Raw genomic sequence first — 13545 nt, 5'->3', positions numbered from 1 at the left:
CGTAATGGTCCATGCGTTGAGATGCGCGCGGCGTTTTAGCTGCGCGCGGCGATTAGCTGCGGGCCGTGAGTGTCAGCAGGACCGCTTCCGGGCGGCACGCGATCCGGACCGGGGCGTAGCGCGAGGTGCCAATGCCGCCTGAGACGTTCACCGGCGTCGTGAACCCGTCGCTTTCCCAGTCGTGGAGGCCCTTGGCCCGCCATGTCGGCAGGTCGCAGTTGGAGACGAGAGCGCCGTAACCCGGGAGGCAGATCTGGCCACCGTGAGTATGTCCGGCGAGGATCAGGTCTGCCTCGGCTTCGGTGAAGTGGTCCAGGACGCGCTGGTACGGCGCATGGATGACGGCGACCCTCAAATGAGGGCGGGCATCCTGGTTCACGGTGCCGCGGGGCCAACCGGCATAGCGTTCGCGCTTCAAGTGGGGATCGTCTACGCCCGAGAAATCGAAACGCAGGCCGTTCAACACCACCGACTGCGCACGGTTGGTGAGGTCGATCCAGCCTCCCATGCCGAAAGCAGACCGCAATCTGGGCCAGTCGAGCTTGATGGGATCGGTCCTGAGCTTCGACGGTCCGCGGAAGTAGCCCGCAGGGTTCTTGATCCTGGGTGCGTAGTAGTCGTTGGAGCCCGGGACGAAGACGCCGGGAAATTCCATGAGAGGCCGGAGCGCGCTGATCAGTGGATCGACGGCCTGTTCGTGGCTGAGGTTGTCTCCGGTGTTGACTACAAGATCGGGCTTCAAATCCACCAAAGACTGCAGCCACTGGGTTTTCTTGTCCTGTCCGGGAACGAAATGGATATCGCTCAGGTGCAGTACGCGGAACGGTTCCGACCCTTCGGGGAGGATGGGGAGAGTCTCATGACGGACCCCGAACTGGTCCTTTTCCCACCAACCGTAGGCAGCAGCTGCCGCGCCGGCAGTGGCACCGAGGGCAGTGGTGACGGCGAAACCGCGCCCGATAGTGCGGACGCGGTTTGCCAGGGAATCAGGGAACTGCACGGTTAGTCCTTGCCAGGGCCGTTGCCGTTGCCGCCATTGCCGCTATTGCCGCCAGTGTTGGTAGGGGGTGCCGGCGGGGCGGGATTGTTTTGCGTAGGTGCCGGGGCGGTACTGCGCTGTGGAGCGGGGCCTCCGAGGAGGTTGGACGGGGGCGCCTGGAACGGGTTGGTGCCATATGCAGGGGCAACGGCCAGCATGTAGTTGGTGAACTGCGGACCAGCAATCATGTAACCGTCGATCGACTGGTAGAACTTGCCGTTGACGGTCAGGTTCCGGCCCGGTCGCTTCTGGTCACCCAAAGGGTCACCGAACCAGGAAGCCGTTGCCAACCCGGTGGTGTAGCCGACAACCCAGGTGGAACCGTTGGTGTCGTTGGTACCGGTCTTGGCGGCTACGGGGAAGTTGTTACGCGTGGAAAGGGCAGGGCGGATCAGCGAACCCGAACCGGCGTTCAAGACTTCCTGCATGGCATACGCCACGCCCCGGGCAACTTCAGGTTTGACGGCATCCTTGCAGTTGGAGGACTGCGCCGGGAGATCGGCGCCGGACTGGTCCTTCACCGAAGTAATCGCGATTGGCGCACAGTATTTACCGTCGGCAGCGAACGTGGCGAACGCCGTTGCCATGGTGAGAGGTGCAGTCTGGGTGGAACCAATGAGGTTACCCAGAGTGGTCATGGGCACCTTGGGGTTGGGATCCGTGATCTTACCGGTGTCATCCCGTGCAGGCAGGCCTCCATGGATGCCCGTGGCATCGACAATGCCCTGGATGCCACACAGGTCCAGCTGGGCAGCAGAAGCAAAGGTGGCGGTGTTAATCGAGTTCATGAGGCCGTAGAGGACCGTCATGTTTCTGTAGTAACCCTCATCCGAGTTCTGCAGGTCGAAAGTGCCGTTCGTGGCGTCGTACCAGCCAACAGTGGGTGCAGGACAGGTATTCCGCCACCGGAAGTTTTGGGGGTACCTGCGGACCGAAGCATTAATCGTCGTATTCATCGACTTGCCCTCGTTCAGCCATTCAGCGAACGTAAACGGCTTCATCGTAGAACCGGGCTGGAAACCGCCGATGCCATTGAGGTCGTTGCCTTCGGCATCGAGGACGTCCACATTGAAGTTCTGGGTCTGATCGAACTTGCCCTCTTGGGGCAGCCAGACAGTGTTCTGGGCCATGCTGACGATCTGGCCGGTACCCGGTTGGACCGAGACGATCGAGGCACCCCACTTGTCCGGGTTGGCACCGGCTGTCCCATCAACCTGCTGCTGGGCAACGGTCTGCGCAGTGGGATCAAGGGTGGTCCGGATGGTCAGGCCACCGCGCATCACCCGCTTTTCGCGCTCGTCCGAGGTCTCGCCGTACGCCGGGTTGTTCAAAAGCAAGTGGAGCACGTAGTCGCAGAAATACGGAGCCATGGTGGCGTACGCGCAACCCTGGCGTGCGGGAGTGACCTTGGTGGTGACAGGGGTGGCTACCGCTTCGTCGTACTCAGCCTGGGAGATCTTGCCCTGGTTCACCATGGCAGCCAGCACGAGGTCGCGCCGCTTCTTGGAGTTATCCGGGTTGGTGATCGGATCGAAGGCGGACGGGCTGTTCACCAAACCAGCGAGCAAGGCTGCCTGCGGAAGTGTCAGATCCTTCGCAGTAGTGCTGAAGAAGAACTTGGAGGCAGCTTCAATGCCATACGCGTCACGGTTGAAGAAGACGATGTTGAGGTAGCCCTCAAGGATCTGCTCCTTGGAGAACTTCTTCTCCAGGGCGATGGCCAGCTTCATCTCGCGGAGCTTATCGCCGACGCCCTTGTTCAGGCCGTTCAGCTTGACGTCTTCGTCCTTGCCGGAGGCCACAAGCGACTCATTGATGACGTTGTTAACGTATTGCTGCGTAATGGTGGACGCGCCCTGCTTGTTGCCGCGGGCGGTGCTCACGATGGCTCGCATGATGCCGGTGGTATCGATGCCGCCGTGCTCATAAAAACGGCTGTCCTCGATGGCGATGACAGCGTCCTTGATGAACGGGCTCATTTGGTCCAGCGGAACCTTGGTACGGTTCTCCGCGTAGATGGAGGCGATCGGCGTACCGTCCTTCGCCAGAATCGTCGTGTTCTGGCTGGGCGGATCCACCTGCAGCTCCGCCGGCAGAGTGTCAAAGAACTGGATGGAACCACTTGCGGCACTGCCCGAAACGGCGGCTGCGGGGACCAACAGGCCCGCCACCAGGACGCCACAAATCGCGCTCACGCCAAGGAAACCTAGAATCTTTCCGAGGGTGGTGGCAGTGTCGAATATGGGGTTCTTGCGAGTCACCATGTTTTCCACTTTACCGGCAAGGGCTAGGCTTTCTGTCATGACCAAATGGGAGTACGCCACGATTCCGCTCATTATCCACGCCACGAAGCAGATTCTGGACCAATGGGGCGAGGACGGCTGGGAGCTTGTCCAGGTCGTCGGTGGACCCGATGGCAAAGGCCTTGTTGCATACCTGAAGAGGGAGAAGCAGTAATCATGACAACCCCCGCAGAAACCACGTCTGCCGCGGAATCCGGCGCTCCGACGTCGGCTGTTGAGCAGCGTCTCGCCGAGCTCGGCTTGACCCTTCCCGAGGTCGCCACGCCGGTTGCCGACTACGTGCCGGCGGTCGTCTCCGGCAACTACGTTTACACGTCCGGCCAGCTGCCCTTTATTAATGGCAAACTCGAAGCTACGGGCAAGGTCTCGCTCGGCGAGTTGGGTACCTCTGATGAACCAACAGTCGATCCTGAGGATGCCAAGCGCTACGCCGCTGTTTGTGCCATCAACGCCCTCGCTGCCGTCAAGAGCGTCATCGGCGACCTCGACCGCATCACCCGCATCGTCAAAGTAGTTGGCTTTGTTGCATCCGAACCCACGTTTACCGGCCAGCCCGGAGTCATCAACGGCGCCTCCGAACTTCTCGGCCAGGTATTGGGCGACGCCGGCAAGCACGCACGCTCCGCCGTCGGTGTTTCCGTCCTGCCGCTCGACTCTCCCGTCGAAGTCGAGCTCATCGCTGAATTCAGCTAAGGAACCGGTTCACCCAATTGCCGCAGCTTGCCCGCCGCCTGTTCGCACTCCCCCCGGCACTCGAAGGGGCGGCACGAAACTGGCTTGAGCTCGGCGAGCGGACCCCCAGGGCCGCCCGCTACGCATCATCCGTCGTCCTCTTGCGGGACTCACCCACCGGTCTGGAGACCTGGCTTGGTTACAGGCCAGGCTCCTCGCCGCTGGGTGTCGTCGCGTTCCCGGGCGGATCCCTGGACCCGTCCGACGACGACCCCATCGATTGGTTGGGTCCCTCACCCCAGTCCTGGGCTGAGCATATGGGAACGGACGACGTCGGACTCGCCCGCCGCCACGTGGTGGGCGCAATCCGCGAACTCTTCGAGGAAACCGGCGTTCTCCTTGCCGGCCCCCGACGCTTCCTCCACCGTGGAGGCCAACTCCACCGTGGAATGGATGAAAGCCAGGGAAGCCGTATCCAGCCAGGAGAAGTCCTTCAGCGAAGTGCTGGCCAAGCGTGGCCTTTCACTGCGCACGGACCTGCTGAAGCCCCTGGTCAACTGGCTCAGCCCCGACTTCGCGCATACCCGTTTCAACACGCGCTATTTTGCCGCCACGGTCCCCGTGAACCAGCAGCCGAGCATCCTGGGCAGCAAGGGAGTCTGGGGCCGTTGGGTGTGCGCCGCGGAAGCCATCGCCCTCCGCGACACCACGGCCCTCGGTGACGAAATAGCCCAGGAAAACACGGTCGGACTCACCCTCGGCCAGCTCCTGGTCCCGGGGTCCGAAATCATGCTCGAAAAAATGGCCCACGCCAACGGCTGCATCGCCTACCTGAGCTACAAGCGCAAAGCCCACGTGTACCAACCCAAACTGGTGGACGAGGGCGGGATTCTCATGCTCGAGGTCGAAGCCGCCAGGACTGTAGCCGGAGAGCCGCAGCGGGAGCGCTAACGGATCTTCTCTCACTTCCCGACGGGTTTTGGCGGATTCTCTCTCACATCCCGACGGGTTTTGGCGGATCTTCTCTCACATCCCGACGGGTTTTGACAGACGCTCTCTCACATCCCGACGAAAAAAGCCGCCCCGGTTCATCACCGGAGCGGCTCTTTTGTAAGGACTAGCGCGAACGCTGGCGGAGTCGCTGCATGTCCAGAATGACGACGGCGCGCGCTTCCAGTCGCAGCCAACCGCGCTGGACGAACTCGGCCAGTGCCTTGTTGACGGTTTCGCGGGAAGCGCCCACCAGCTGGGCGAGTTCTTCCTGCGTCAGTTCATGGGCAACCAGGACGCCGTCGGTGGCCGGACGGCCGAAGCGGTCAGCCAGATCCAGGAGCGCCTTGGCGACGCGGCCCGGGACGTCCGAGAAGACGAGGTCGGACAGGGAATCGTTGGTGCGGCGGAGCCTGCGGGCGAGGGCCTGCAACAGCTGCGCGGAAACCTCGGGACGTGTGCGGAGCAGCGCGTTGAGGCTTTCGTTCTTCAATCCTGCCAGGCGCGTTTCGGAGACGGCGGTTGCCGTGGCGGTGCGGGGGCTGGGGTCGAACAACGCCATTTCGCCGAAGAGTTCTCCCGGGCCGAGGATGGCCAACAGGGACTCGCGGCCATCGGGGGAGGTGCGGCCGAGCTTTACCTTGCCGGAAACGATGAAGTACAGCTGGTCACCCTGGTCGCCTTCGCGGAATACCGAAGCCCCGCGTGAGAGGTCCACCTCGGTGAGTTCGTCCGTCAGCAAGCGGAATGCGTCGTCGTCAAGGGTGGCGAAGAGGGGTGCGCGGCGCAATACCTCGATGTCCATGAAATCTCCTGAATATAAGTTTCGGTCGTGGCGCTCCAGCCATTGTTTCAGAATTTTTAAGCTTCTGTGACGTACTTGGCAGGCGAAACGCTGAAACGGCGCGGTTTTTGCCCCTATCGGACCTTGTTTGCCGTGCCTTTGAAGGCTCGGAGCGACCCCTTATCGTGATGGGACTAACGGTTCCCTGTCAGGGTGCCCATCTACAATTGGCGCTACCCGGTTACGAGGAGCATTGGTGTTTGGCTTGACGATTTTGGATTTGGCATTGATCTTGATGCTGCTGTCCTACCTGATCTATGGCCTGCGAAATGGCTTCCTGGTGACACTGGGCGGAATTGCCGGTTTTGTGGTCGGCGCGATTGCGGCATTCATGGCTGTTCCACTGGTGAGCGGCTGGGTGAGCGACAGCGGTTGGAGGCTGACCGCAACGGTGGGTGCCGCCGTCGTGCTTATTGCTTTGGGCCATGGGCTGGGGACCATGATCGGGCGAAAAGTCCGCCATGCTGTGCGGATCAAGCCGTTGCACGCCGCTGACCGGTTGATTGGTGGCGTTGTCAGCGTGGTGGTTGCCGCTCTGGTGATGTCCATGCTGGCGTTCAGCATCAGTTCGCTTGGTGTGCCGTTCGTCTCACAGCAGTTGGCCCAGTCGCGCGTCATCCGATACATCGATTCGTTGACGCCGACGCCGGTGAAAACCACGATGGCACAACTGCGATCAACGGTGATCGGCGACGGTATTCCCAAGCTGATTGAGGGCTTCGGCCCAGCGACGCCGGTTCCGGTTCCCAACGAGTCCACTGACACCCCAGCCCTGAACCGGGCCGCCGAGTCCGTCCTGAAGATTGCGGGCACGGCCTTTGAATGCGGCCAGAACCAGACTGGATCCGGATTTGTGGTGGCGCCCGGGCGCGTCGTGACCAATGCACACGTTGTGGCGGGCGTGTCGCAGCCGGTGGTCGAGATTCCCGACGGCGGCGCGTTGCCGGGTCGGGTGGTCTACTTCGACTCCCAGCGGGATATCGCGGTTTTGGCCGTGGACGGACTTTCATCGGATCCACTTCAGCTGAGTCCAGACCTGGCCGCCGGCAGCCCTGCAGCTTTTGCCGGCTACCCGCATGGAGGTCCCTTCCAGTCCAAACCGGCAACCGTCCAAGGAATTTCGACCATTCTTGTTCCTGATATTTATGGCAGCAATCCCTCTCCGGAGTTGGTCTACAAGCTTGCGGGCGACGTTCAACCCGGTAACTCCGGAGGGCCGCTGCTCACCATGCAGGGGCAGGTAGCCGGCTTGATCTTTGCCAAGACCACTACTGATGCTGCGGTTGGCTTCGCACTCACCATGGAGGACATCCAGCCGGTGGCTGCCCAAGCTCCAGGTCTTAGTGCGCCGGTTTCGCCCGGGCAGTGCACACGCAAGTAACTTTGAGGGCAATTCCCGGACATTCTCCCGTCGCCTAATAGATTGGGAGTCATGACTGAAGCCACCCCCGCCACCGAAGCTGGTCGCGCCACCATTCTTGTGATCAACGGACCGAACCTTAACCTTTTGGGCACCAGGGAGCCCGAGAAGTACGGCACTTCCACGCTCGCCGACGTCGAGCAGCTGGCAATGTCAGCGGCGGCTGCACATGGCTTCACGGTGGACTGCGTTCAGTCCAACCACGAAGGGGACCTCCTCGACGCCATCCATGCAGCACGCGGAACGGCGTCGGGAATCGTCATCAATGCCGGTGCCTTCACCCACACGTCAGTGGCACTTCGTGACGCCCTGGCCGCAGTTCAGCTGCCCGCCGTTGAAGTACACATCACCAACGTTCATCAGCGCGAAGAGTTCCGGCACCACTCCTACTTATCCGGCGTGTGTAACGCGATCATCGTGGGCGCGGGCGTGCTCGGGTACAAGCTGGCCATTGATTACCTGGCTGAAACGGTATAGCCGGGCGGATGTGAGAGGGTTCCCGGGGAGCCGTCAGGACGTGAGAGAGGGCTACAGGGCAGTGAACCGCAGCAAAAGCGCGTGCTCCGGGTTCAAGACGGGCATCGGAAGGCCCACCTCGCCCAGGAAGCGTCCCGAAGCTTCAGCCCCGGACGCCACCCACGGCGCCGGCTTTGCCTCAGTGAACGTGTGCCCGTAGTCGGCATCCCCGGGTGCTGGGAAGATCGCTTCTACCCGGTATGAGCGGGCAGGATCCAACCCTGGAATGGTCACCCGTCCGGGCAGTTCGCTAAAGCCTGTCCGGGTCTTGACCACGGCGAACAGAGCAGCCGTGGCACCGGACGTCGGAGCGTCAGCCACCACGCCGTGCAGCATCATGGACTCGTCCGGCACATCGGCCCGCACCATCCGTCCACTGTGGATCAATCCGCGGTGCTCTTTGTACAGGGTGATGAACCGCTTGAGTTCCTCACGCTCAGCCCCCTGGACTTCCCGGATGTCCCATTCCATGCCGAAATGGCCAAAAAGCGCCGTGATGGCCCGGAACGACAAGTCATGCGTCCGGGCCGTGGTGTGTGAGGTGGTCGGTCCGATGTGTCCGCCCACCAGCTCCGGGGGAACCACCAAACCGGTCCAGCGCTGGATGGTTTGCCGCTCCAACGCGTCATTGCAATCCGAAGCCCAGATCCGGTCGGTGCGTTCCAGGATCCCAAGGTCCACGCGGGCGCCACCGGAGGAGCAACTTTCGATCTCGACACCCGGATGTGCTGCACGGAGGGCATCGAACAGCCGGTAAGCGGCGAGGGTCTGTTCATGGACGGAGGAACGGCCCGCATGGCCGTGCTCCACGAGGTCCCGGTTTTGGTCCCACTTGAGGTAACTGATGTTGTTTTCCCGCAGCAGGCTGTCAATCCGATCAAAAACGTAATGCCACGCCTCGGGGTTCACGAGGTCAATGATGTGCTGGTGTCGCCATTCGAGAGGCAGCCGGCCACCGTCCTTGAAGGACAGGGCAGAAGGTCCAACGATCCACTCGGGGTGGGCGCGGGCGATGTCGGAGTCAAGGTTCACCATCTCCGGTTCAACCCAGAGGCCAAACTCCATCCCGCGCGAAGTCACTGCATCAATCAATGGCGTCAGGCCGCTTGGCCAAAGGGTCTCGTCGACGTACCAGTCACCCAGCCCGGCGTGGTCGTCCCGGCGTCCGCGGAACCACCCGTCGTCGAGCACGAAACGCTCAACGCCAAGGTCTGCAGCCGATTCCGCCAGCTCGATCAGGGTGTCCAGTTTGTGGTCGAAGTACACCGCTTCCCAGGTGTTGAGGACCACTGGCCTTGGTTTTGCAGCGACGTCCACGTGGTGCGGGCGTGACCGGAACCAGCTGTAGAAGGCTTCACTGATGCCGTCCAAACCGTGGTCGGAGTAGGCGGCAAACAACGCCGGCGTCGTGTAGCTTTCACCGGGTTGCAGCACTACTTCTGCGGGACCAAGGAGCTCGGAACCGCCGATCATGGTGCGGCCATCGGCTACGCTGTCAGCAAATTGCTCGTGATTTCCGCTCCACGCCAAATGCGTGGCCCAGACTTTGCCGTGCCGGTTGCCGAAGCCTGCGGTTCCTGCCGCGAGCAGCAGCGAGGAATCGTGCCCAGTGCGGCCGTGACGGCCAGTGCGGACCCAGGTTCCTTGCTGGATGGCCCTGCGCTGTGGGTGCCGTTCGCGGCACCAACGGCCGGTAAGGTCCAAAAGCTCGACGGCGTCCGGTGCCACCGGGAGCATCGTTGCCAATTCGTCCACCTGGAAAGGCGACGTGCCATCGTTGGTGACGGTGTGCCGCAGTTCCAAAAGCCCACCCGGGTGCAAGGTGAGGTTGCTCGTGACGGTGATGCCGGCGTCGGGATCTGATTGAACGATCACCGCCGACCCCCCGTCCCCGGTGGCGCTCACCGCCCGCAGGCGTACGGAGAAGTCGTGCCCGGGAACTCCATCCGTGAACCGGTGTCCGCGCAATCCCGTCCGGCCCTGCCACGAGGAGGAAGCCTGGGGAAGGAGCCCGGCCGGCACGTTGGCGTCGATCGAGGAAGGAGGGATGGGCTCACTGAGGATGGAAAGGTCCGGAAGGGCGTCGCCCAGGTCTGCTCCCCAGTGGGATATTTCGGCCTCTCCTCGGTGAGTGCTGATCACCAGGCTGGTACCTGCGGAACGGAGATGGAGCGGGTGCATGGGTATGAGTCGCTTTCAAAAGATGGTGCTGGACTTGTGAGGCCTGCTCTGCGTCCCAACGGGGCGTCAAAGAGCGCAGAGCAGGCCTCACAACGGGAGGTTTTACTTGAAGAGGGCGTTGACCTGTTCGTTGGCGGCCGTAAGGGAACTGGCCGGGGACTTGCCGGCGATCACCGCGTCCATGGCCGGCTTCATGATTCCCGCAACCTTGGCGGCGTTGTCCGTGATGGGGAGCATGAAGGTGGTCTTGTCCTTCACATGCTGGGTGAAGGCGCTGACGTCCACGTTCTTGGCCTTGAAGGCGTCAGCGGCCTTCTCGGAAGAGGTGGTGATGGCCGGGAACACGACGGCCTTGGAAGCGACGACGTCCTGGCACGCGGCAGAGCCGAGGTACTCGACCCACTTGATGGAAGCATCCTTTTTCTTCGTGCCGGCCCAGATGGAATCGGCCAGGCCGTTGAACATGGAGGCGCGCTTGCCGTCGGGGCCCTGAGGGGTGGGGGCGATGCCGACGTCGATGCCCTTGTAGCCGGTGTATTGGCCGATCATCCAGGAACCATTGCTGTTGATGGCAGCCTTCCCCGCGCCGAAGCTATCGGCAGCGTTGGCGCCCACGGTGGTTTCAAGCTTGGGCATGTAGCCCTTCGCAGCGAGTGAGGCCCACCAGTCAATGGTGTCCTGGAGTTTCTCGTCGTCGTAGTTGAAGTGGGTGCCCCAGGGGTTCTTGTCCGTGGTGGTCCAGCCCGTGGTGGCGGACAGATAGCTCCACTGCGTCTGGCCGGCGTTCTCGGCGTCGGAACCTGGCAGCCCCAATCCGTAGACGGCAACGTTGTTCTTGTCGAAGCCTGCTTCGTCGCCGCGCTTGCCGTTCTTGTCCACGGTGAGGCGGGCGATCGCCTTCTCGTACGTTCCGCCGTCCTGCGGGTTCCAGTTCAGGGAGCCCATCTGTTCCGGGGTGATGCCGGCGTCCGTGGCCATCTTCTGGTTGTAGAACAGTGCGATGGTGTCCCAGTCCTTGGGCAGGCCGTAGCGCTTGCCGTCCTGGCCCACCCAGAGGTCGGCGAGGCCCTCGTTGTACTGCGAAAGCTCTACCTTGTCCTTGGTGACGGCGTCGTCAAGTGCCACGAGCTGCTTGGTCTTGAGGAAGTCCGGGTACTTGGACAGGTGGTCGGTAAAGACGTCCGGCGCGGTGCCGGAGGCCATGCCGTTGGTGATCTTGGACCAGTAGTCATCCCAGCCGGTCTGGGTGATCTTGACGGTGATGTCCGGGTTGGCCTTGGTGAAGTCCGCGGCGCACTGTTGGTAGGCGGGGAGCTGGTTGGCGTCCCAGAGCCAGTAGCTGATTTCGCCCTTGGCAGCATCTCCTCCGGCGCTTCCGCCCGAACAGGCGGACAGGGCGAGAGCGGCGGCTGCTGCTACGGCGACAGCGCCGAATGCCTTCTTGTTCATCATGGTGTGTCCTTTCAGGACGGGATGGGGTGCGGTCCGGCCCATGCCGGTGCCGCGGGAGTGCGGTGGAGAAAGCTATTTGGTGCCGTTGAAGCCGATGGAGTTGACAATCCGTTTGCCGAAGATGGCGAAGAGGATCAGCACGGGCGTGGCGGACACGAGCGTTGCGGCCATGAGCCCGGACCAGTCCGGTGCGCCTTGCGGGGACTGGGATTTGAAGACTCCCAGACCCACGGTGAGCACCCGGGATTCTTCGGAGGTGCCCACGAGCAGGGGCCAGAAGTATTCATTCCACTGGCCCATGAAGGTCAGCAGTGCCAGGGTCGCGATCGGTGCGGCCGCGTTGGGCATGATGATCTGGAAGAAGATCCGCCAGTGCTTGGCGCCGTCGAGCATGGCCGCCTCTTCGACTTCCCGGGACATGTTCAGGAAGAACTGGCGCATGAAGAAGATCGCGAACGGGGTCATGAACAGGTAAGGCAGCACGAGCCCGAGCATGGAATTCAACAGGCCCAGGTTCTTGATGAGCAGGAAGTTGGGCAGGGCGGTAAAGATCGGCGGGACGAGCATGGTCGCAAGGAACAGGGAGAAGACGGCGTCGCGGCCCTTCCATCGCAGCCGGGAGAAGGCATAGGCGGCCATCGAGCTGAAGAACACGGCGCAGGCTGTGGTGATGCCGGAGAAGAGCAACGAATTCCACAGGTACTGCCAGAAGTTGATCGAGGCACCGGAGCCGCCTTCTGCGATGGCTTCGGAGGCACTTTGGAGGCCGAAGACCCGCTTGAACGCGCCTAGGTTGAAGTCGGCCGGCAACAAGTTGCCGGAGTTCGCTGCGAGGGATCCATTGGAGGACAGGGCCGTGCGAAGCACCCAGTAGAAGGGCAGGATGCTCACGGCGATGGCAACGGCGAGAAGGGTCAAGGCGATGGCGCGGCGCCAGTTGAAGGGGCGGCTGGAAGGACGACGGCGGGCGCCGTTCTTGTGGGAGGCAAGAGTGGTCATGGCGTGTCCTTAGTCCAGGTCAGACTGGTTGCCGCGGAGGAACTTCATTTGGATGAAGGCAACGATGGCGAGGATGAGGAAGAGGATGACGGCCAGGGCGGATCCGTAGCCGAAGTCCTGTTCGTTGAACGCGCGCTGGTAGATGTAGAACTGCAGCACGCGGGTCGCGTTGACAGGTCCGCCAGCGGTGGTGACGGCAACGGTGTCGAAGACCTGGAAGGAACCGATCACGGTCACAACGAGGACAAGCACCAAGACCGGGCGCAGCAGCGGCAGAGTGATCCGCCAGAAAGTGCTCACGGCCTTGGAACCGTCGATGCTTGCAGCCTCGTAGACGCTGTTGGGGATGGCCTGCAGGCCGGCGAAGATCAGTAGTGCTGTGTAGCCCATGTGCCGCCAGGTATTGATGAGTGCCTGGGTGGGGATGGCCCATTGCTCGCTGCCGAAGAAGGCCACCCGAGGCAGCCCGGTCCATTCGATGACCTGATTGATGATTCCGATCTGGTAGTCAAGCATCCAGAACCACAGCAGGGCCGCGATGACGTTGGCCATCAGATAGGGCATCAGGAGTGCACCGCGGATAAGTGTGGACTTTGCCACCCGGTGCATCAGGATTGCCAGGCCCAGGGCCAACGCCGTCTGAAGGACAATGTTGATCACGACGTATTCAGAGGTGACGCCCAGGGCGTTCCAGAACAGCGGATCCTTGGCTATGCGTTCGTAATTCCTGGCACCAATCCATTCCGGGTCACCCAGGATGCTGTACTCGGTGAAGCTCAGGTAGATGCCCCGGATGGTCGGCACGAGGTAGAAGAGGATCAATCCGACCATCGCGGGAGCGATGAAGAAGAGAGCGACCTTCAGGTCCCCGATGCCGCGGAAGCCGTCGGACGGTTTTCCCCGTTTCCGTGACTTTCGGGGCCCGCTGGGGACGGAGAGCCCCGGATCGGGTTGCTTGGTTAGCGTGGTCATCGTCGACCCTTTCCTAGCTGTGATGTGAATAACAACTGGGATAGAATCTACACGAGTAGATTTAGCTTGTGCAACCCTTTTTGGGATTTTTTGTTCGTTTATGTCCAATCTGTTGACTCGAGTAGATCGCAATGGAAGACTCAAGCGAACCCACTAA

11 protein-coding genes and 1 pseudogene are annotated in these 13545 nt (G+C 61.9%); 5 read left to right on the top strand and 7 right to left on the bottom strand.

From position 1 onward, the window contains the following. Nucleotides 1–52: 52 nt before the first annotated feature. Together LDP01_RS10235 and LDP01_RS10230 are read right to left on the bottom strand one after the other, a co-directional pair. Nucleotides 53–1000, bottom strand: a complete 948-nt coding sequence (locus LDP01_RS10235) for a metallophosphoesterase (RefSeq protein WP_224088863.1) — start codon at nt 998–1000, stop codon at nt 53–55. A gap of 2 nt (nt 1001–1002) precedes the next feature. Beyond that, complete coding sequence (locus LDP01_RS10230; protein ID WP_224088862.1) at nt 1003–3342, bottom strand: transglycosylase domain-containing protein; 2340 nt, start codon at nt 3340–3342, stop codon at nt 1003–1005. On the opposite strand from LDP01_RS10230, the gene sp36 reads away from it, so the two are divergent. The 3 genes and pseudogenes from sp36 to LDP01_RS10215 all read left to right on the top strand — a co-directional run bounded on the left by sp36 (nt 3341) and on the right by LDP01_RS10215 (nt 4965). Continuing rightward, nucleotides 3341–3496: a Sp36 family protein gene (sp36, locus tag LDP01_RS10225; RefSeq protein ID WP_011775990.1), complete on the top strand. Its 156-nt coding sequence runs from the start codon at nt 3341–3343 to the stop codon at nt 3494–3496. The genes LDP01_RS10230 and sp36 overlap by 2 nt on opposite strands. 2 nt (nt 3497–3498) lie before the next feature. After that, complete coding sequence (locus LDP01_RS10220; protein ID WP_224088861.1) at nt 3499–4035, top strand: RidA family protein; 537 nt, start codon at nt 3499–3501, stop codon at nt 4033–4035. 17 nt (nt 4036–4052) lie between these two features. Continuing rightward, nucleotides 4053–4965 (top strand): annotated as a pseudogene (locus LDP01_RS10215) (NUDIX hydrolase). A 166-nt stretch (nt 4966–5131) separates the two neighbouring features. Here the strand turns inward: LDP01_RS10215 and LDP01_RS10210 are convergent. Beyond that, on the bottom strand, nt 5132–5809 hold the full coding sequence (locus LDP01_RS10210; RefSeq protein ID WP_011775987.1) for a Crp/Fnr family transcriptional regulator: 678 nt from the start codon (nt 5807–5809) through the stop codon (nt 5132–5134). A 235-nt stretch (nt 5810–6044) separates the two neighbouring features. Here LDP01_RS10210 and LDP01_RS10205 point away from each other — a divergent pair, with 235 nt between their 5' ends. Both LDP01_RS10205 and aroQ read left to right on the top strand, forming a co-directional pair. Next, on the top strand, nt 6045–7229 hold the full coding sequence (locus LDP01_RS10205; protein ID WP_224088860.1) for a MarP family serine protease: 1185 nt from the start codon (nt 6045–6047) through the stop codon (nt 7227–7229). Between the two features lie 51 nt (nt 7230–7280). Then, nucleotides 7281–7745 carry a type II 3-dehydroquinate dehydratase gene (gene aroQ / locus LDP01_RS10200; RefSeq protein ID WP_224088859.1) on the top strand — a complete coding sequence of 155 codons (465 nt, stop codon included), beginning with the start codon at nt 7281–7283 and terminating at the stop codon, nt 7743–7745. 51 nt (nt 7746–7796) lie between these two features. On the opposite strand, the gene LDP01_RS10195 is transcribed toward aroQ, so the two are convergent. From LDP01_RS10195 to LDP01_RS10180, 4 genes are all read right to left on the bottom strand, one after another. Then, a complete protein-coding gene (locus LDP01_RS10195; protein WP_224088858.1) occupies nt 7797–9965 on the bottom strand; it encodes an alpha-galactosidase in 2169 nt (722 codons plus the stop codon). A 102-nt stretch (nt 9966–10067) separates the two neighbouring features. After that, on the bottom strand, nt 10068–11417 hold the full coding sequence (locus tag LDP01_RS10190; RefSeq protein ID WP_224088857.1) for an ABC transporter substrate-binding protein: 1350 nt from the start codon (nt 11415–11417) through the stop codon (nt 10068–10070). Nucleotides 11418–11489: 72 nt separating this feature from the next. Then, nucleotides 11490–12416, bottom strand: a complete 927-nt coding sequence (locus tag LDP01_RS10185; protein WP_224088856.1) for a carbohydrate ABC transporter permease — start codon at nt 12414–12416, stop codon at nt 11490–11492. 9 nt (nt 12417–12425) lie between these two features. Beyond that, nucleotides 12426–13388 carry a carbohydrate ABC transporter permease gene (locus LDP01_RS10180; protein WP_224088855.1) on the bottom strand — a complete coding sequence of 321 codons (963 nt, stop codon included), beginning with the start codon at nt 13386–13388 and terminating at the stop codon, nt 12426–12428. Nucleotides 13389–13545: the final 157 nt, after the last annotated feature.

The organism is Arthrobacter sp. StoSoilB13 (genome assembly GCF_019977255.1).
Classification (GTDB): domain Bacteria; phylum Actinomycetota; class Actinomycetes; order Actinomycetales; family Micrococcaceae; genus Arthrobacter.
Note: the sequence above shows the minus strand (reverse complement) of the source record. Positions and strands in the feature narration are given on the sequence as shown.